The 19440-nt window shown below is 69.9% G+C and carries 18 protein-coding genes and 1 tRNA gene; 4 read left to right on the forward strand and 15 right to left on the reverse strand.

What is annotated here, in order from left to right:
* Positions 1 to 20 precede the first annotated feature (20 nt).
* From lnt to LSF15_RS03515, 9 genes are all read right to left on the reverse strand, one after another.
* Positions 21 to 1610 carry an apolipoprotein N-acyltransferase gene (gene lnt / locus LSF15_RS03475; RefSeq protein ID WP_308188416.1) on the reverse strand — a complete coding sequence of 530 codons (1590 nt, stop codon included), beginning with the start codon at positions 1608 to 1610 and terminating at the stop codon, positions 21 to 23.
* A gap of 66 nt (positions 1611 to 1676) precedes the next feature.
* Positions 1677 to 4106 (reverse strand): DEAD/DEAH box helicase, encoded by a 2430-nt coding sequence (locus LSF15_RS03480; protein WP_232497137.1) that lies wholly within the window; start codon positions 4104 to 4106, stop codon positions 1677 to 1679.
* Positions 4107 to 4118: 12 nt separating this feature from the next.
* A complete protein-coding gene (gene tatC / locus LSF15_RS03485; RefSeq protein ID WP_232497469.1) occupies positions 4119 to 4871 on the reverse strand; it encodes a twin-arginine translocase subunit TatC in 753 nt (250 codons plus the stop codon).
* Between the two features lie 47 nt (positions 4872 to 4918).
* Positions 4919 to 5137, reverse strand: a complete 219-nt coding sequence (gene tatA / locus LSF15_RS03490) for a twin-arginine translocase TatA/TatE family subunit (RefSeq protein WP_232497138.1) — start codon at positions 5135 to 5137, stop codon at positions 4919 to 4921.
* A 38-nt stretch (positions 5138 to 5175) separates the two neighbouring features.
* Positions 5176 to 6225 carry a helix-turn-helix transcriptional regulator gene (locus LSF15_RS03495; RefSeq protein ID WP_232497139.1) on the reverse strand — a complete coding sequence of 350 codons (1050 nt, stop codon included), beginning with the start codon at positions 6223 to 6225 and terminating at the stop codon, positions 5176 to 5178.
* Positions 6222 to 7244, reverse strand: a complete 1023-nt coding sequence (locus LSF15_RS03500; protein ID WP_232497140.1) for a helix-turn-helix transcriptional regulator — start codon at positions 7242 to 7244, stop codon at positions 6222 to 6224. Before LSF15_RS03500 ends, LSF15_RS03495 begins: the two co-directional genes overlap by 4 nt.
* 48 nt (positions 7245 to 7292) lie before the next feature.
* Entirely contained in the window at positions 7293 to 8237 is a 945-nt protein-coding gene (locus LSF15_RS18990) for an FKBP-type peptidyl-prolyl cis-trans isomerase (RefSeq protein ID WP_232497141.1), read from the reverse strand.
* Positions 8238 to 8280: 43 nt separating this feature from the next.
* Positions 8281 to 9303 (reverse strand): tRNA (adenine-N1)-methyltransferase, encoded by a 1023-nt coding sequence (locus tag LSF15_RS03510; protein ID WP_232497142.1) that lies wholly within the window; start codon positions 9301 to 9303, stop codon positions 8281 to 8283.
* Positions 9300 to 9974: an HAD family hydrolase gene (locus tag LSF15_RS03515; RefSeq protein ID WP_232497143.1), complete on the reverse strand. Its 675-nt coding sequence runs from the start codon at positions 9972 to 9974 to the stop codon at positions 9300 to 9302. The genes LSF15_RS03510 and LSF15_RS03515 overlap by 4 nt, the downstream gene beginning before the upstream one ends.
* 75 nt (positions 9975 to 10049) lie before the next feature.
* Here LSF15_RS03515 and LSF15_RS03520 point away from each other — a divergent pair, with 75 nt between their 5' ends.
* The gene (locus LSF15_RS03520) at positions 10050 to 10964 is read left to right on the forward strand and encodes a PAC2 family protein (protein WP_232497144.1); all 915 of its coding nucleotides are present in this window, start codon (positions 10050 to 10052) and stop codon (positions 10962 to 10964) included.
* Between the two features lie 77 nt (positions 10965 to 11041).
* Here LSF15_RS03520 and LSF15_RS03525 read toward each other — a convergent pair whose 3' ends face one another.
* Positions 11042 to 11863, reverse strand: a complete 822-nt coding sequence (locus LSF15_RS03525; RefSeq protein WP_232497145.1) for an undecaprenyl-diphosphate phosphatase — start codon at positions 11861 to 11863, stop codon at positions 11042 to 11044.
* Positions 11864 to 11929: 66 nt separating this feature from the next.
* Positions 11930 to 13255: a M20/M25/M40 family metallo-hydrolase gene (locus LSF15_RS03530; RefSeq protein WP_232497146.1), complete on the reverse strand. Its 1326-nt coding sequence runs from the start codon at positions 13253 to 13255 to the stop codon at positions 11930 to 11932.
* A gap of 112 nt (positions 13256 to 13367) precedes the next feature.
* On the opposite strand from LSF15_RS03530, the gene LSF15_RS03535 reads away from it, so the two are divergent.
* Positions 13368 to 13451 (forward strand) — tRNA-Leu (locus tag LSF15_RS03535).
* A 100-nt stretch (positions 13452 to 13551) separates the two neighbouring features.
* Here the strand turns inward: LSF15_RS03535 and LSF15_RS03540 are convergent.
* The 4 genes from LSF15_RS03540 to LSF15_RS03555 form a co-directional block, all read right to left on the reverse strand.
* Positions 13552 to 14250, reverse strand: coding sequence for an SOS response-associated peptidase (locus tag LSF15_RS03540; protein WP_232497147.1), 699 nt, complete (start codon positions 14248 to 14250; stop codon positions 13552 to 13554).
* Positions 14251 to 14359: 109 nt separating this feature from the next.
* Positions 14360 to 14779: an ester cyclase gene (locus LSF15_RS03545; protein ID WP_232497148.1), complete on the reverse strand. Its 420-nt coding sequence runs from the start codon at positions 14777 to 14779 to the stop codon at positions 14360 to 14362.
* Positions 14776 to 15252, reverse strand: coding sequence for an SRPBCC family protein (locus LSF15_RS03550; protein WP_232497149.1), 477 nt, complete (start codon positions 15250 to 15252; stop codon positions 14776 to 14778). Before LSF15_RS03550 ends, LSF15_RS03545 begins: the two co-directional genes overlap by 4 nt.
* 66 nt (positions 15253 to 15318) lie before the next feature.
* Positions 15319 to 17016, reverse strand: a complete 1698-nt coding sequence (locus tag LSF15_RS03555; RefSeq protein WP_232497150.1) for a response regulator transcription factor — start codon at positions 17014 to 17016, stop codon at positions 15319 to 15321.
* A 134-nt stretch (positions 17017 to 17150) separates the two neighbouring features.
* Between LSF15_RS03555 and imuA' the strand changes: the two genes are divergently transcribed.
* Together imuA' and LSF15_RS03565 are read left to right on the forward strand one after the other, a co-directional pair.
* Positions 17151 to 17879 carry a DnaE2-dependent mutagenesis accessory factor ImuA' gene (gene imuA', locus LSF15_RS03560; protein WP_232497151.1) on the forward strand — a complete coding sequence of 243 codons (729 nt, stop codon included), beginning with the start codon at positions 17151 to 17153 and terminating at the stop codon, positions 17877 to 17879.
* On the forward strand, positions 17876 to 19429 hold the full coding sequence (locus LSF15_RS03565) for a DNA polymerase Y family protein (RefSeq protein WP_232497152.1): 1554 nt from the start codon (positions 17876 to 17878) through the stop codon (positions 19427 to 19429). Before imuA' ends, LSF15_RS03565 begins: the two co-directional genes overlap by 4 nt.
* Positions 19430 to 19440: the final 11 nt, after the last annotated feature.

The raw sequence follows: 19440 nt of genomic DNA on the forward strand, positions 1-19440 counted from the left end.
TCTGACCACAGGGTCTGGCTTCACGCCGAGTCTTCGGCATGCCCTCGGTGCTCGGCGGCCCCGTCGCCGGGGCCTTCGCGCCGCCGTCGCGACCGCTCGCGAGCGATGACTCCCGCGGCGACGAGCATCACGAGCGAACCGATCACGATGATGAGCGGCACCGCTCCCCCGAGCACGACCGACGGCGTCAGCCCCGAGCGCAACTCGACGGCGGTCACCATCGCACCCGGTTCGTCGATCGGCAGCGAGTCGATGGTGCGACCCGACGGGTCGATCACCTGACTGGCGCCGACGGTCGAGATGTTCACGACCGAGCGCCCTGTCTCGATCGCCCGGAGCCTCGCGATCGCGAGCTGCTGCGCGTTCTCGTCGGTGCCGCGGAAGTCGGCGTTGTTCGTCTGGAACATGTAGAGCTCGGCCCCGTCGCGCGCGCCCTCCCAGACGAGCTCGTCGTAGATCACGTCGAAGCAGATCGCCAGCCCGGTGATCGCCTGGCCCAGATCGAAGACCGGCGGGTTCGTTCCGGGTGAGTACCCGCGCTGGATCAGCCCGATGAGGTCGGGCGCCAGCGGCTCCCAGAATGCCCGGTCGGGTATGTACTCGCCGAACGGCACCGGATTGCGCTTGTCGTAGGTGTCGACGGCACCCTCGCCGTCGCGCCACAGCATCGAGGTGTTGAAGAACTCGTCCCCGTCGACGGTCACGGTGTTCAGCACGACCGGCGCATCGAGCTGTCGGCTGAGGTCGTCGAAGATGTCTGCCACATCAGGGCTGCGCGTGGGGTCGAGGTCGGAGCCGCCCTCGGGCCAGAGCAGCACGTCGATGCCGGTCTCGTCGAGGATCGGCTCGGTCGCATCGAGCTGGGCGGCGAGCACGTCGCCCGGCTCACGCACATCGAAGTAGCCGGATGGCCCGTTGCCCTGCACGCTCGCCACCTGAAGCTCGCCCGTGGGCGTCGTCGACCAGGCCGGCAGGATCGCGGCGACGAGTGCGAGCGACACGACCGGAATCGCGGTGCGCAGGTCGCGCCATCCGCTTGCTCGAACCCACTCGATCGCACCCGCGACGATCGCGACCATGATGAACCCGAGCCCCGTCGATCCGGCCCACGACACCACCTCGGCGAAGGGGCTCTCGGACTGGCTGAGCGCAGCCCTCCCCCACGGGAACCCGCCGTACGGGATCGACCCGGTCGCGGCCTCGCGCACGATCCAGAGACCGGCGATGAGCAGCGGCAGGCCGACGAGGCGAACCCACTGTGACGACGTCGCGCGGGGCACCCAACGGTAGGCGAGCGCGATCAGCACGGCGCCGCCGGCGACGAACGACGACTCGAGGATCGAGAGCGCGAGCCACGGGATCGGCCCCAGGTAGAGCGCGGTCCACGAGACCTGCTGAAGGTAGAACGCGAGTCCGAACGCGAACCCGACGAGCGCCGCCGCCCATGATCTGCGGCCGATCAGGCTCAGAAGTGCGAGCGCGATGCCGGCGAACGCGAGCGGCCAGATGCTCGCGCCGGGAAAGCCGAGATCGTAGACGAGCCCGCCGGCGATCGCGACGACGACCGCGGCCCACAGCGGCATCAGCGGACGCGGATCATTCTCGGGCACCAGATCAGCCTAGGTGACGTCGAGCGCGTGGCTGTCGCCGCGCGCCGGCGCCCCGCCCATGTCGCGTCAGGCGACCGTGCCGTAGGCGACGACGCCGCGCCGCACATCATCGATCGCCGCCCGCGCGGTGGCGCCCAGCTCGGCGTCGGCCACGATCGAGATCTGGTCGAGCAGGTCGACCACCTGCTTCGTGAGGCGCACGAAGTCGCCCGCGGCCAAGTCGGTGTCATCGAGCACGGAGCCGAGGCCGGCACCCCGTGCCCACGCGTGCATGGCCGACGAGAGCGCCGGCGACGGCTGGTCGCTGCCCGGCAGCCGGTGCTCACGTTCGAGGTCGTCGAGCACGCTCCACGTGTCGAGGGTACGGTCGAAGGCCTCCCGGAACCCGCCGCGAGGCACCCGGTAGTCGACCCCACGATCGTCGCGTCGCGGTTCGAAGACGAGCGCCGCCGCCATCGCCGCGATGCCGGCGGTGTCGAGCCCGTCCCAGAGCCCGCGCCTGAGGCATTCGGCCACGAGCAGGTCGCGCTCACCGTAGATGCGCTTCAGGATGCGACCGGCCGAGGCCGACACGAGCGAGCCCTGCACGTCGCGTTCGAGGTAGCCCAGGGTCTCGAGCACCTCGCCGACCCGGTCGAATCGCTTCGCGACCTGGCCGGTGCGGGTGTGGATCTGGCGGGAGAGCTGGTCGTGCTCCTGCTTCAGGCGCCACCACCGCTCGGCCCATCGCGCGTGCTGCTCGCGTTCGGCGCAGCCGTGGCACGGATGCGCGCGCATCGCCTTGCGCGCCGCCGTCAGCTCGCGCTGCATGCGCTCGCGCTGCGCGTGCGTCGAGTTGCCCTTCGAGGACTGGCGCTCGATCGACGAGATGCTTCGCCGCAGTGCCGCGTACTCGGCGAAGTCGCCCAGGTGGCAGGTCATCGCCTGCGCGTACCCGGCCATCGACTCCTCCTGCTTGCGCAGGGTTCTGGCGAGGTCGACCACGGCACGGTCGGCCTGGAACTGCGCGAACGACAACTCGAGGATCTGACGGGTGCGATCGCGACCGAACTGGTCGATGAGGTTGACCGCCATGTTGTACGTCGGACGGAAGCTCGAGTTCAGCGGATAGCTGCGCCGCGATGCGAGGGCGGCGACCGACTCGGGGTCGAGCCCGTCGACCCACTGGATCACCGAGTGCCCCTCGACATCGATGCCACGGCGGCCGGCGCGGCCGGTGAGCTGGGTGTACTCCCCCGGCGTGATCGGCACGCGCGCCTCGCCGTTGAACTTCTCGAGCTTCTCGAGGACCACCGAGCGGGCGGGCATGTTCACGCCGAGCGCGAGCGTCTCGGTCGCGAACACGACCTTCAGCAGCTTCCGCTGGAAGAGCTCCTCGACGATCTCCTTGAACGCCGGCAGCATGCCCGCGTGGTGCGCCGCGACGCCGCGCTCGAGTCCCTCGAGCCAATCCCAGTAGCCCAGCACCGCGAGATCCTCGTCACGCAGCATCCGTGCGCGCTCTTCGACGATGGCGCGGATTTCGGTGCGTTCGTGCGATTCGGTGAGCCGGATGCCGGAACGCAGCACCTGGCGCACGGCCTGGTCGCACCCCGCACGGGAGAAGATGAACACGATCGCCGGCAGCAGGTTCTTGCCGTGCAGGAGCGCGACCACCTCGGGGCGATCGAGGCGCCCCTGCCCCTGCCCGCCCTGATGGAAGCGGCCCCGGTCGCCACCGCGCCGCCCCCTGCTCGACCGACTCGAGATCGAGCGCCCGCCGACGCGGGCGAGCTGCTTGAGTTCGGGGTTCACCCGGTTGGTCGCCGCGTGACCCGACGAGTCGAAGAGGTCGAGCATCTTCGCCTTGACCAGCACGTGCTGTTCGAGCGGCACGGGGCGTTCTTCGGAGACGATCACATCGGTGTCGCCGCGAACGGCCTGCAGCCAGTCTCCGAACTCCTCGGCGTTCGAGACGGTCGCGCTGAGCGACACGAGCCGGACCTCCTCGGGCAGGTGGATGATCACCTCCTCCCACACCGCACCGCGGAACCGGTCGGCGAGGTAGTGCACCTCGTCCATGACCACGTACGCGAGCCGGTCGAGCAACGGCGAGTCGGCGTAGAGCATGTTGCGCAGCACCTCGGTCGTCATCACGACGATGCGAGCACCCGAGTTGATGTTCGTGTCGCCCGTGAGCAGGCCGACCGAATCAGCCCCCCAGACGTCGGCGAACTCCTGGAACTTCTGGTTCGAGAGCGCCTTGATCGGCGTGGTGTAGAACACCTTGGCCCCCGGCTCCTGCATGGCGAGGAACACCGCGAACTCGGCGACCACCGTCTTGCCCGCACCGGTCGGCGCAGCGACGAGCACGCTGCGGCCCTCGTCGAGCGCCGCGCACGATGCCCGCTGGAACGGATCGAGGTCGAACTTCAGCCCGGCGGCGAATTCGGCGAGCCGAGGCTGCCTGCGCTGCTGTCGAGAACGGGCATAGCGCTCGGCCGGGGAGAGGCTCATCACCCCTCCAGCCTAGACAGCGGCGCCGAACTCCTCGCGATTCCGCCGTTCGACGCGTTTGTCGTGCAGGCTCGCGATGAACCACGCGGCGAAGTACAGCGCGATCATGGGGATCGCGAGCATGAACATCGAGATGACATCGGCCGAGGGCGTCGCGATGGCCGTGAACAGGACGATCACGAGGATCGCGACCCGCCACGACTTGATGATCGCCGCCGCACTGATGACGCCGGCGAAGTTCAGCAGCACGATGAACACGGGCACGACGAACGCGATGCCGATCGCGACCACGAGTTTCAGCACGAAGTCGATGTACTCCTTCGCGGTGAGCAGCGAAAGGGCATCGCCCGGCACGAAGCTCGTCATGAGCTTCACGATGTTCGGGAGCACGAACCACCCCGCCGCGCAGCCCGCGAAGAACAGCGGGATCGCCGTCGCGAAGAAGGCGAACGTGAACTTGCGCTCGCGGGTGCTCAGTCCGGGCACGAGGAACGCGAAGATCTGGTAGAGCCAGACGGGGGCCGAGATCACAAGTCCGAGCGTGAACGCGATCTGTAGTCGCAGGTCGAACGCGCTCGAGATGGTGGGGAACACGATCGCGGTGTCGGTGCCCTGCGCCTCGGCGACGCGAACCACCGGCTCCTGGATGGCGTCCCACACGAAGAGGTCGGTGAGCACCCACCCGGCGACCATGCCCAGAACGATCGCGATCGCAGAGATGAAGAGACGCTTGCGCAACTCGATCAGATGCGCACCGAGCGACATCCGCTTCTCGCGGTTCTTTCCGCGATCCTTCACCGCGGTCATCGGGGTCAGGAGGTCTTGCTGGAGTCGGGCTCTTCGGGCTTGGCCGCGGGGTCTGTCGTCGCGGCGTCGCCGTCGGCCTTGCCTTCGGGTCGAACCTCGCTCTTCAGGATCTTCATCGACTGCCCGAGGCTGCGGGCGAGGGCCGGGAGCTTGGGAGCGCCGAAGAGCAGCAGGATGACCACGAGAATGATCAGCGCGTGCCAACCGGTGAAGCCTTGCCACATAGGAATTCGTCCGTTTCTCGGTGGATGGTGACGACAGTCTACCTGTCGCCGGGGTCAGTGCGTTCACGATCGCGAACGGATGACCCGGCGTCAGCGTACCCCGCAAGCCCCGCTTCGGCCCAGCCGGCGACTGCGGCGCGCGCCTCGGGGGGCGAGACGACGGTGGCGAGGCCGGGAAGTCCGGCCACGAGCCGCTTCAGGCCGTGCACGTGCGCGAGGCGCAGCGTGACCCGCAGGTGCCCGTCGACCTCGGTGGCCGTCGAGTCGGCGAGGTAGTCGGCCAGCAGGGGCAGCGCCGCTGGTGCGACGTCGACGACGACGTCGAGGTCGGAGTCGGAACCCTGGAAGAGGGTCTCGGGGACGACCCGGTCGGGGTGCTCGTCGATCGGCACCTCGGAGACGACCAGCGCGCTCATGCGGTCGACGCGGAAGTTGCGTACGTCTTCACGCGTGTGGCAGTAGCCCTGCAGGTACCAGTCGGCGTCTTGGGAGAGCACCCGCATCGGGTCGACGCGCCGGCGGCCGGCGATGCCGAGGGCGTTGCGGTAGTCGAACTCCAGCTGGCGGCCCCCTGCGACGGCCTCGCGGATGAGTGCGAGCGACTCGTCGGCCTCGGTCTCGGCGACGCCGATGCGCGTCGGGATCGCCGAGGCCCCGGCGGTGAGCTTGGCCATGAGCGAGGCGAGCGACGCGCTGTTCGCGTTCTCGGGCAGCGCCGTCAGGTACTTGAGTCCGGCGATGAGCGCCGCCGCCTCGCGGGCCGAGAGCCGCGGTGCGTCGTCGATCGCGACGTGGTGCACGATCACGATGACGTCGTCGTCTTCGAACGAGTCCCAATCGATGTCGAACAGGTCGTTCGGCTGGTAGGTGCCCGTCGCGCCGGGCAGGCCCGAGGTCGCGATCAGCTTCACGGCATCGCGGATCGCGTCGTCGGAGACGCCGAAGTGGGCGGCCGCCTCGGCGACATCGACGACCTGGCGCTCGAGCAGGTAGGGAACGAGCGCCAGCAGGAAGACGAGCTTGTCGGGTGCCTTCTGTGCGCGTGTTGCCTTGGGTGGCTTCTGGGCCCCGCGCCGGTTCGCGTTCATCGGCTCGCCTCGGGCTCGCGGTGGGCATCGGCTACGACGTGCAGGCGCTCGCGCACGGCCACGCGCAGCGTCTCGGGCGAGAGCACGCGCACCTCGGGCCCGTAGGCAGCCAGTTCGTCGGCGAACACCGCAGCATCGGTGTAGTGAAGCCGGATGACCCCAGCGTCTTCGTCACGTTCGACGGCCCGCCTGCCGAGGCGCACCTCGGCATCGCTGCCGGCGGTGACCGCGAGGTCGGCGGCATTTCGCAACCGCAGTTCGGCGAGATCGGCGATCACGCGGTCTTGGATGCCCGCCGGCGGTGCGTCGAAGGTCGAGCCCGCGATCGGGGTCACGTCGCCGACGATACGGGACAGGAGGAACGTGCGCGGTGCATCGACGGCGAGGTCGTGCGCGTGCAGGTGCCAGCGACCCTCGTGCATCACGACCGCGAGGGGGTTCACCCTGCGCTCGCGTGGAGCCCGCTCGCCGGGCTTGAAGTAGTCGAATCGCACGGATTGGCGACGGTCGAGCGCTTGGCGGAGCGGCTCGAACGCGGCGTCGCGCACCCGAAGGCGCGGCGCGTAGCCGATGACCGGTTCGCGCGGCTCGATGCCGAGCGCCCGCAGCTTCGTCAGAGCTCGCTGCGAGTCTTCGGAGAGCGACGCCTCACGCCACACCTCGGCGGCGAGGCCGAGCAGCGTGAGCTCGTCGGGCGTGAACCGCACCTCATCTGGCAGGTCGTATTGGCCCTTGGGGATTCGATAGCGCAACGACTGGTTGTCGCCGGGTCGGTCGGGCGATTCGACCGTCTCGAGCGGAATGCCGAGCTCGCGGATCTGGTCTTTGTCGCGCTCGAACTGCCGGTCGAGGTTGACGTTCGACCCAGACCGGTCGAATCGCTCGGCGTAGCCGCGAACGGTCGAGAGGATCTCGGACTTCAGCAGCCCGGCCTCGGTTGCGAGCAACGCGAGCACGAGGCTGAACAACCGGTCTTCGGCCGGGATCGCCGGCTCGCTCCTGCGTTCTGGTCCGGGCACAGGAGCGATCTTACTGGGCTGCGGACCGCCCTCGGCCGGCATCGCGGGTCAGATCACGCCGAGGATATCGATGACAAAGAAGAGCGTCGAGTTCGCCGGAATGCTGCCGCTCGCCTGATCGCCGTATCCGTCGACCGGGGGGATGACGACGCCGACCTGCGAGCCGACCTGCTGCCCGATGACCGCCTGCGCGAAACCGGGGATGACCTGCGATCCCTCTCCGTCGGCGACGGTGACGATGGTGGGGCTGCCGTTCGCCCACGTCGAGTCGAAGACCTCGTTGTCGGCCCAGGTGACCCCGGTGTACTGCACGACGACCTGGTCGCCGGACTCGACGACGGGGCCGGGGCCCGCCTTCAGCACCTCGACCTCGGTGTTCTCGAACGGGTCGGCTTTCGGAACCGTGATGCCGGGGCGGCCGTCGGGCGCGAGCACGACCGCGGGGAACCCGTCGCGCGTCAATCGCACCGAACCGGTCGCCCGGCTGGGGAACGCGCGCTCGACATCGATCACGAACACCAGGCTGTCGCCCGGCTGGACGCCGAGCGACGGGTTGCCGTCGGGACCGAAGCCGTCTGCCTCGGGGACGACGACAGCGACGCGCGAACCCTCGCGGGCGCAGGTGAGGCCCTTCATCAGGCCGGGAAGGGTCGAGGTCGACACCGTGACGGGCACCGGCTCGTCGTCGCCGAAGCCGGTCACCTGGAGTTCTTCGCCGCTTGCACCGTTGTAGACGGCCAGCCCGATGAGCGACATCTGCCCTTCTTCGAGCACGTCGCCTTCACCCGCGATGATCTCGGTGCACTGCGTCTCTGATGGAGAGAGCGGAGTCGGGAACTCGACGCGGGGCGCCTCGCCGAAGTCGCCCGAGACGACCACGGCGTCGGACGAGTCGCCCGGTGAAGACTCGGGGGCGGGTGCCGGGGCGGTGCAGCCGGTGAGGGCGATGACGACGGCGCCGGCGGTGGCGATGAGCGCGAGAGACGAGCGCACTGATCCTCGATTCTTCGATGGGTCGCGGAGGGGCGTACGTAGCCTACCCGGCCTCGCCGGTCGGTTCGGGCTCGGGGGCCTCGGCTGTGGAACGGGACCGCTCTGCAGCGGCATCCGCTGCTCGGACCCGCTTGCGCAGGCTCTTGGCGCTCACCTGTCGCTCGCCGAGCGCGCCGGGCGTCCACGCCTCGACGTCGTCGTCGCTGTAGGCCGTCTTTCCGGGGCGCCGCTTGAGCTCGGGCAGCACCGTCTCGGGTGCGAGGCGGCGTGCGGTGATGAGGAAGCCGGTGTGCGCGATCATGCGATGGTCGGGCCGAACGGCGAGGCCCTGCACGTGCCATCCGCGCACCATCGTCTCGGACGACTGCGGCTCGGTGTACTCCCCCGTCGCGCGGATCGCCTCGGCGACGCGCGACAGCTGCGTGGCGGTGGCGATGTAGCAGAGGAGGACGCCTCCGGGCTTGAGCGCGTCGGAAACGGCGTCGATGCATTCCCACGGCGCGAGCATGTCGAGCACGACGCGGTCGACGGATGCCTCGCCCACGGTCTCGGGCAGCACCTCGGCGAGATCGCCGATGGTGATCGACCAGTTCTCGGGGTCGGCGCCGTGGAAGGTCGCCACGTTGCCGCGGGCGACGTCGGCGAACTCCTCGCGCCGCTCGAACGAGTGCAGTCGGCCATGTGGCCCGATCGCGCGCAGCAGCCAGAGCGAGAGCGCGCCCGAGCCGACGCCCGCCTCGACGACGGTGGCACCCGGGAAGATGTCGGCCTGCGCGAGGATCTGCGCGGCGTCCTTCGGATAGACGATCGCCGCGCCGCGCGGCATCGACATGACGAAGTCGGTGAGCAGCGGGCGCAGCGCGAGGTACTCGATGCCCGCCTGGTTCGCGACGACCGAACCGTCGGGCCGGCCGATCAGGTCGTCGTGCGCGAGCAGTCCCTTGTGCGAGTGGAAGTAGGCACCCGGCTGCAGTGTGATCGTGTGCAGGCGTCCCTTCGGCCCGGTGAGCTGCACGCGATCGCCGACACGGAACGGGCCGCTCTGCTCACCCCGGCTCGCGCTCATGAGGCCGATCCGTTCGGCCCGACGAGCGCCGCGAGGTCGGCAACGGTCACGCCGACGAGCGTCGGCCAGAGCGCCGTCGACGGGGTGTCGTCGAGCGAGAGGATGTTCGGCACTCCGACGGCGATCGCCCCGGCGGAGTGGGCCGACGTGAGACCTGCCGGCGAGTCCTCGATCGCGACGCAGGCGGCGATCTCGACGCCGAGCTGCTCGGCGGCGAGCAGGTACGGCTGCGGATGCGGCTTCGCGTGCTCGACGGCGTCGCCTGTGACGACCACGTCGAACGCCGCGAACGGGATCGCCGCGATGATGTCGTCGGCCATCGACCGGATCGACATGGTCACGAGCGCGGTGGGCACGGATGCCTCGCGAAGCGCCTCGAGCAGCTCGCGAGCCCCGGGTCGCCACGGCACCCCGTGCTCGTTCAGCTGCTCGCGGACCCGTGCGGTGAGACGCGCGACGATGGCGTCGGCGTCGAGGTCGACGCCCTTCGACTGGAACACGGCGGCGGCCTCCCAGAGGCCGCTGCCCACGAGTGCGAGCGCGTCGTCGTGGGTCCAGGTGCCGTCGAACGCCTCGACGAGCTCCTCTTCGGCAGCCATCCAGTAGCGTTCGGTGTCGACGAGGGTGCCGTCCATGTCCCAGAGAACGGCAGCAGGCAGGCGTGTGGTCACAACGCCCAAGTCTACGGGCACGGCCTATTGTGGAGAGGACCCCGGGAACCCGGGGCGGGAAGCGGGGCTCCAAGCGTGAATCAGCCGGCCGGTTTCGAGGGTCGAAGACTGCTCGTCGTCGCCTTCGAGGGTTGGAACGACGCCGGCGAGGCGGCGACCGGGGCGGCGAAGCTCCTCGCCGAACGGCTCGCGCTCGTCGAGATCGCCGCCGTCGACCCCGAGCTCTACTTCGACTACCAGTTCACGCGGCCGACGGTGTCGGTGGGCGACGACGGCGCGCGGCGCCTCGAATGGCCCGGCGCCGCGATCCTCGGCCCTGGTCGGCGTGGCGACCTCGACGACCCGGTGACCGGCCCCGGGGCATCCGGACTGCACGTGCTCATCGGCGCCGAACCAGCCCGCAGCTGGAAGGGATTCGCCGCCGAACTCATCGACGCCGCCCTCACGGCCGACATCGACGGCGTCGTGCTCCTCGGCGCGATGCTCGCCGACGCCCCGCACACGCGACCGCTCACGGTGTTCGCGTCGAGCGAGAACCCCGAGGTGCGCAGCGCACTCGGCGTCGAGCGGTCGACCTATGAGGGGCCCGTCGGCATTCTCAGCGTCATCGCCGACCAGGCCGAGCGCGCCGGAATCCCCACCGTGTCGCTCTGGGCCTCGGTGCCGCACTACGTGCACAACGCGCCCTCGCCCAAGGCGGTGCTCGCCCTGCTCGGCAAGGTCGAGGAGCTCACGGGCCTGTCGATCCCTCGCGGCACGCTCGAGACCGAGGCCAAGGCCTGGGAGGCGGGCGTCGACGCCCTCGCGGCCGACGATGAGGACATGGCGGGCTACATCACCCAGCTCGAGCAGGCGCGCGACGCGGTCGATGCGCCCGAAGCGAGCGGCGAGGCGATCGCCCAGGAGTTCGAGCGCTACCTGCGCCGCCGCGGTGACGGGCCCGAGGGTCGCGCCGACGGGCGTGGCGACGGCAACCGTCCCGCGGGCTGACACTCGCTCGGGCCTGAATCGCGACTCGACGACTCGTCGATGCACGCCGGGCCCTGCCGACGGCGCGGCCGAGCGGCTCAGATCGCCTGGATCGTCCCAGTGCCGAGGAGCACGAAGATGACCCCGCCGAGCAGGATGCGGTAGATCACGAAGGGCAGGAAGCTGTGCTTCGAGATGTAGTTCATGAAGAACGCGATCACGAGGATCGCGACGACGAACGCGACGATCGTGGCCGCCGCCGTCTCGATGGGGCCGTAGACCGCCGGCTCGCCGAAGCTCTTGAACAGCTGGAACAGCCCGCTGCCGAACACCGCCGGGATCGCGAGCAGGAACGCGTAGCGCGCGGCGGCCGCGCGCTCGTAGCCGAGCAGCAGGCCCATGGTGATCGTGCCGCCAGAGCGTGAGACGCCCGGGATGAGCGAGAGCGACTGTGCGAGTCCGAAGTAGATGCCGTGCGGCACGGTGATCTGGTCGAGCTTGCGCCGCTTCGCGCCGGCCCAGTCGGCGAGTCCGAGGATGATGCCGAACACGACGAGCATCGTGGCGGTGATCCAGAGCGAACGCAGCACGGTCTCGATCTCGTCCTGGAAGAACAGGCCGAGCACGACGATCGGGATCGAGCCGATGATGATGAGCCATCCCATGCGCGCGTCGGGGTCATGGCGCGGCACGCGGCCCGTGAACGAGCCGAACCAGTGCGAGATGATGCGCACGATGTCGCGCCAGAAGAACACCACGACCGCCGTCTCGGTACCGAGCTGCGTGATCGCGGTGAACGCGGCACCCGGATCCTGCGCCCCCGGCAGGAACTCGCCGAGGATGCGCAGGTGCGCGCTCGACGAGATCGGGAGGAATTCGGTGAGGCCCTGCACAAAGCCGAGGATGAGCGCTTCGATCACGTTGGGGCATCCGCCTTCCGCCCCCGCGGAGACCGGAGGACTGCACTGGTCAGAGGACTGAACTGGTCAGTATTCGAGCAGCAGGTCGCGTAGGACATGCCTACCGAAGACTAGTGCGTCGAGCGGCACTCGCTCGTCAACCCCGTGGAACATCGCCGGGAAGTCCAAGCCTTCTGGCAGCTTCAGCGGAGCGAAGCCGTACCCCTCGATGCCGAGCCGGCTGAGCGACTTGTTGTCGGTGCCGCCCGAGAGCAGGTAAGGGAACACCGGGGCTCCTGGATCGTGCACGCCGAGCGCGTGGGTGACCGCGTCGACGAGAGTGCCGGATGTCGGCGCCTCGAGCCCGACGTCGCGGTGCACGATCTCGATCTCGACGTCGTCGCCGATGAGCGCCTGCACCTCGGCGAGCACCGCCTCTTCTTCGCCGGGGAGAGTGCGGATGTCGACGAGTGCCTCGGCGTGATCTGGGATGACGTTGTGCTTGTAGCCGGCCTCGAGCACCGTGGGGTTGGTGGTGGTGCGCAGGGTCGCCGTGATGAACCCCGACGCCGAGCCGGTCGCGAGGGCCAGCTCGTCGGGCGAGACCTGCTCGGGGTCGACGCCGAGCACCTCGGCGATCTTGCCGAGGAGTTCACGGGTGGTTCCGGTGAGCCGCAGCGGCCATTCGGTGCGCCCGAGCGTCGCGACCGCCTCGGCGAGCTTGGTGATGGCGTTGTCGCCGACGAGACGAGACCCGTGCGCGGCGGTGCCGCGAGCGACGAGCCGCACCCAGAGCAGCGACTTCTCGCCGGTCTGCAGTAGGTAGGCCCGCTTGCCCCCGACCGTGATGGAGTACCCGCCGACCTCGCTGATGGCCTCGGTCGCGCCCGCGAACAGCTCGGGATGATGGTCGACGAGCCAGCCCGCGCCGACTCCCCCACCGGCCTCTTCGTCGGCGAAGAACGCCACCACGAGGTCGCGTTCGGGTTGTCGGCCGCTGCCGAGGATGTCGCCGAGCGCGGCGAGCATCATCGCGTCCATGTCCTTCATGTCGACGGCGCCGCGACCCCACAGCATTCCATCGCGGATCTCGCCCGCGAAGGGGTCGACGCTCCAGTTGCGCGGGTCGGCCGGCACGACGTCGAGGTGGCCGTGCACGACGAGCCCGGGCTTGCGCGGATTGCGGCCTGCCACCCGTGCGACGACGCTCGTGCGGCGCGGCGCGGCCTCGAAGAGCTGCGGTGCGAGGCCGAGTGCGGTCAGATGTGCCTCGACGTACTCGGCGGACTCGCGCTCGCCCTTCGCCCGCCCGCCGCCGTAGTTCGTGGTGTCGAACCGGATGAGATCCCGTGCGATGATCGCCGTCGCGTCGAGCTCTGGAGTCGGGTTCTCGGCGTTCGAAGGCAGCGACATGCCCTTCACGCTAGCCGGGGCATCCGACGATGGCCACCGTGGCGGAAGCGCCTCGGAATCCGTGCTAATGTCTTCTTTCGGGCCACCGAGCAATCGGAAGAGCCCGACACGAGCGCGGGTGGCGGAAATGGCAGACGCGCTAGCTTGAGGTGCTAGTGCCCTAACGGGCGTGGGGGTTCAAGTCCCCCCTCGCGCACGCTTGTGTGCAGAAGGCCGGATCCATGTGATCCGGCCTTCTTGCGTTTGCGGCGTCGTGTGGTCGAGCGCCGGATGTCGCAGCGACGCCCGCGTGCAGGTCAGCGTTGCACGGGCTCGATGAGTTCGGGCCCGTTGTCGGTGACGGGGCCGACCTCGTGGAACGCGAGCGACGGCACCATGGGCCGCGACGCGGCCACCGCCTGGTCGACGAGCGACTGGTCGCCCGTGGCGTCGGGATCGAGCCAGACCGACCAGAACTCGGGTGGCAGCATGACCGGGATGCGGTCGTGGATGTCGGCGAGTTCACCGGTGGCGTCGGTCGTGATGATCGTCGCGGTGAGCACCCAGCGATCAGGGTCGTCGTCGGCCTTCGACTTGTCGCGCCACCACGAGTAGAGCCCGGCGAACGCGATCGGCCCGTCGCCCCGATGAATGAAGTACGGCGTCTTCTGCTTGCCGACCGTGTGCCATTCGTAGTACCCGTCGGCCGGGATGATCGCACGCTTGCCCGCGAGTGAGGCGCGGTACGCCGAACTCGTGGCGAGCCCCTCGGACCGGGCGTTGAAGGTGGGGTACTTGAGCTTCAGCTCTTTCGAGAACGACGGCACGAGCGACCACCGCGCAGCCTCGAGCCGGCGCACCACCGGCCCCTCCTTCTTGGACTCGAGCACGACCGGGATGGGGTCGGTCGGACGCACGTTCCACGACGGCTCGGGCAGCCCCTCGCCCACCGTGTCGACATCGAAGATGCGTACCAGGTCGGGTGTCGTGTCTGAGATCACGAAGCGTCCGCACATGCGGTCAGCGTAACGCCGGCCTGCGACATCCGATCGGGCGGATGTCCGGTGCGCGGGGTTCTGACGTCGAGGGAGTCGTCGCGGCGACGGCCGGGCCATGTCTCGATGGTCAGGCCGGTGTGGTGGTCGGCAGGGCACCGATCTGGTTCATCAGCGTGAAGAGATCGCAATACTGGGTGATCTCTGCGACACGTCGGTCGCGTATTCGCATGAGGTCCCATGCGGCGAACTTCACGGCCCTTCCCGTGGCCGGCACGCCGGCGAACTCTCCGCCGTGCCGACCCGCGTACACCAGCCAGGTCGAGACCAGGTCGTTCTCGGCCACGACCTGGCGCGGCGTGATGATCAGGTCGGGGAATGCGGCGATGAAGGCGCCGATCGACGCCTTGAGTGCCGCCAGATCCGATCCCGCCCCGCCGTGACCCTGCAGGTCAGGCGAGCAGATCGAATCGAGCTCGTCGAGCGCTCCGGAGTTGATCACCTCGTAGAAGCGAGCGACGACGGCATGGGACTCACGTGAATCGGTCACTTCAGCCGTCCCTGCTCCGCGCCCTCGGCCTTGCCGGCCCGGCTCTCGATGATCTCCTTCGCCCGGCGGAACTGCGCCTCATCGGCCCGGCGGGCATCCATCGCCACCAGGGGCGTGAGCATCCGAAGGATCGCCCCCCTGAGGTGCAGATCGGTGACGCACGTCATGACCGTGCTCGCGCCCGAATCGGCCTCCTCGAACGAGAAGCGGGATGTGGCGCTCAGTGCGCCGCCGAATTCGATCGCGATCGACTCGGGCGGCAGGTACTCCGTCACCTGCCACGGCGTGACGAGGACGCGCCCGAGTGCACGCAACTCGTCCACGCCGGTGGTCCCGAGTTCGACCTCGTCTCCATCGAAGGTTCTGCGCAGCAGTTCCGTGCTCCACTCGGGTGCGTTGCGAAGATCTGTCAGGTAGGCGAACACCTCGGATCGCGGTCGATCGATCTGGACCGTGGTCGTGATCTCAGTCATCGTCGGCCTCCTCTCATCAACGACCACGCTTCCAGAGCCAGCGGCGCTCAGCATCGGGAAGGTGCCCTATTCCTGCTCTGATCCCGCCTCGACCTGGGACGCGTTGACCACGGCGAAGGCCGCGACCTCGGTCCGGCTGCGCAAGCCGAGCTTCTGCAGGATGCTGCTGACGTGGTGGCCGGCGGTCTTGCGGCTGATGAAGAGCCGCTGGGCGATCTCGGGGTTCGAGAGCCCCTCGGCGACGAGGCGCATCACCTCCTTCTCCCTGGATGACAGGAGCCCGACATCTCGCGCCCCCGGGCCGGTCGGCACGCCCATGCCTCGCAGGAACGCGCTGGCCTCGTCGATATCGACCGTGGCCCCCATCCGATGAAAGGCGGCGCGGGCGGCGCGTGCCTCGGCGACGGCCGACCCACGATCGGACTGCGCGACGGCTCGTGCGTACAGCAGCCGAGCGCGCGCGGCCGGCAGCGCCATCGACGCCTCGCTGAATCCGATCATCGCTGCACGCAGCTCAGCCGCAGCCGACGCCGGGTCCGCTCGCAGGGTCGTCCTGCCGGCGGCCAGATGCGCCTGCGCCGCATGCCGGGGGCTGCGGGTCCGTGCCGCGATCCCGGCGATTCGGACAGCGGTCAGGACCGCGGCCTCGACGTGGCCCTGAGCGAGCAGTGCATCCACCAGCATCGTGAGCAGCGGCAACGATGCGACGGCACCGCCCGGCAGTTGCCCAGCCGCTTCCGAGAGCCGACTGACCGCCGAGGAAGCATCCGCGTTGGCCAGATCCAGCGCAGCCAGCGGACGGACCGCCTCAGGCAGATCTGCGATGGAGACGAGCAGTGCGGCCGCCTCCGACAGCCTCCCCTGAACGATCCGCAGGTCGGCGAGAAGCGCACCAGGGTGGACGCAACGGGACCTCAGGCCGGACCGTTCGAGGTCCGCGATCGACGCCAGCAGTGCGTCCTCGGCCTCGTCGAGGCGACCGATCGCCAGAAAGACTCCGCCGCAGCACGATCCGCAGAACGCCGAGAGTGTGGCCTGGGTGCTGACCGCGCCGGCTCCAGCCAGCGGACCGAGATCCAGCTGCTGTGTCCGCATCAGGTCGGCACTCCACTGCGTCAGAGATTCGTTGCCGCCCAGGAGTTCGCTCGCGTCCATGAAGGCGCAGTAGACCTCAGCCAGCGTCCGCCGGTCGCGCGCCTCGCCGCTCACTGCGGCAGCCATCGCGCCATCCAGGTCGCGGATTCCCTGGTCGGGGTCGGCTTGCCCGATGACGAGCAGTCCACGCCGGGCCAGCGCGAGGCATTCGAGATCTGCGTCATCAGAAGCTCGGGCTACGGCGATCGCATCGTCGTATTCGGCGGCGGCACGCACGACATCGGGGCTCGACTCCGCGTCGGCCACAAGCACCCATCCAAGCGCGGAAGTGCGGGGCGCTCGCGCAGCGGCCTCACGCGCACGGACCCGCCATCCGCGGGAAACGGATCCTTCACCGTTCTGAGCGCGCTTCTCACGCGCTACCCAAGCTGCGGCACGAGCGGCCGACTCGTAGTCGTGTTCGCGTGCGTGGGCAGCGTAGGACCGGCTGCGCACCTCGGCGGCCTCCTCCTCGTCGCCGAGCCACCAGAGAGCTTCCGCCAGGCCGTCGAGGCTTGCTCCGTCGGGTGCGGCGGTGACAGCCTGCACGAAGGCATCCCGGGCGGCGGCGTAGTCACCCAGTGTCAGGCATTCCGCCCCACGCGCGAGGAGCGCAGAAGTGTCGGTCATCACCTCTATGGTCGCTCTGGGCGGGCTCCCCTGCCAGCCCCCATGACGTCGCGGCTCGAGGGTGGAGCTGGTGGGACAGTCGGCAACACCGACTTGCGGCTTTCGAACATGTGTTCGAAACTGGATGAGTGACCATGACCGCTCCCCTCGCTCCCGCCGAGTCACCCTCGCGTGTCGACGAGCTGCAGGCCCGCATCCGCGGCATGCAGGCGACACGGCTCGACTCGAAGGCCGTGCCCACGCATCCGGTGTTCGAGCAGGTACTGCCCGGCGGCACGCTTCGCGAGGGCACGGTGGTCTCGGTCGAGGGCTCGACCACGCTGCTCATGGCATTGCTCGCCGGCCCGTCGGCGAGCGGGCGCTGGGTCGCGGTGGTCGGCATGCCCGACTTCGGCGTCGAGGCCGCCGACCGGTTCGGCATCGACCTCGAGCGGCTCGTGCTCGTGCCCGACCCCGGGCGGCAGTGGCTCACCGTGGTGGCCGCGCTCGCCGACGTCATCCCCGTGGTCGCGGCGCGTGCGGTGGGGCGGGTCGCCCCAGCCGAGGCGTCACGGCTGTCGGCTCGGCTGCGCCAGCGCGGTGGCGTGCTGCTCGTCACGGGCGAGTGGCCGGGCAGCGACGCCCGGCTCGGGGTCGAGTCGAGCCGGTGGCACGGGCTCGGCGCGGGGCACGGGCAGCTCAGCGATCGTGAGGTCGTCGTGAGCGCGGGTGGGCGTGGCGAGTTCGGACGCCGTGCCCGCTCGCGACTGCGGCTGCCCGACCGGGCGCTGGGGTTCCGGGTCGCCGACGCCGCCACCACAACCGATGCACGCTCGTCGCGTGAGCCGGTGCGGCTCGACGACTACGAACGGCCGGCCTCATGAGCGTGCCGACCCGCACGATCGTGCTCTGGTGCCCCGACTGGCCGATCTTCGCGGCCTGCCGCGAGCTGGGGCTCGACCCCGCGCTGCCGATCGCGCTCACCGAGTCGGGGGTCGTCTACGCCTGTTCGGCCGCCGCACGCCACGACGGCGTCGCCCGTGGCCTGAAGCTGCGCGAGGCGCAGTACCGCTCCCCCGCGCTCACGGTGCTCGACTACGACGCGGCGGTCGACGTACGCCTGTTCGAACCCGTCGTGCGCGAGGTCGAGACGACGGTGCCCGGCGTGCAGATCGTGCGCCCGGGCATGCTCGCCATGCGGGCTCGTGGGCCCGCGCGCTACTACGGCGGCGAAGACGCCGCAGCACAGGCGCTGCTCGACACCATGGCCGGGCTCGGAGTACCGGGTGCCAGGGTCGGCATCGCCGACGGGCCGTTCGCGGCCGAGCAGGCGGCACGCGCCGCGCGAGCAACGGCCGTGGGCATCGTCGCGGTCGGGGCATCCGCCGCATTCATCGCGCCATTGCCCGTCGGGCTCGTCACCGACGCCCGAACGACGACCCTGCTCAACCGGCTGGGGGTGCGTACCCTCGGCGAGTTCGCGGCCCTGCCCGAGGCCGATGTACGCCGCCGGTTCGGCGCGGCCGGCGCCTTCGCGCACGACCGGGCCGCGGGGCGCGAGCAGACCGGGGTCATGGCCCGCACGCCGCCCCCCGAGTTCGAGGTGCTCCAGGAGTTCGAGCCGCCGCTCGACCGCATCGACCAGCTCGCGTTCGCGTTCCGCGTGCGGGCTGAAGAGTTCATCGATCGCATGCGGGCGAAACGGCTCGTCTGCACGGGCATCCGCGTCGAGCTCGACGACGAACGGGGTGGGCACTCGAGCCGCAGCTGGCTGCATCCGCAGTGGTTCACACCCGCCGATGTGGTCGACCGGGTGCGCTGGCAGCTGCAGGGCACCGGCACCGCCGATGCGGGGCTCGCCTCGCCGATCGTGCGGCTGCGGGTCGTGCCCGAGCGCATCGACTCGACCGGCAACCACGAAGCCGGGCTCTGGGGCGGCGGGCCAGACGAGCGGGTGCACCACGGCCTCACCCGGGTGCAGAGCATGCTCGGCCACGACGGGGTCGTCACGGCATCCATCGGCGGTGGTCGCATGCTCGCCGACCGGCAGGTGCTCGTGCCGTGGGGCGACCGGGCGCCCGAGCACACGGCAGACCGGGCAGCGGGGGCGCCGTGGCCGGGCAGCCTGCCGGCGCTCGCGCCGGCGAGCGTGTTCCGCGAACGGCTGCCCATCCGGCTCGTTGGCGACGACGGGGCATCCGTCGCCATCGACGATCGCGGGGCGATCTCGACACCGCCCGCGCGGTTCGCGGTCGGCGGCGACGGCGAATCGCCCGTGCGGGCCTGGGCCGGGCCCTGGCCCGTGGTCGAGCGGTGGTGGGACGCCGAGCACGCCAAGCGCGTGCACCGGTTCCAGATCGTCGACCACGACGGGTGCGCGTGGCTGCTCGTGCGTGACGGCGACGGCTGGTGGGCCGAGGCGAGGTACGACTGACATGCGGCGGG

It is taken from the genome of Agromyces humatus (assembly GCF_021228295.1).
In the GTDB taxonomy this organism is placed as follows: domain Bacteria; phylum Actinomycetota; class Actinomycetes; order Actinomycetales; family Microbacteriaceae; genus Agromyces; species Agromyces humatus.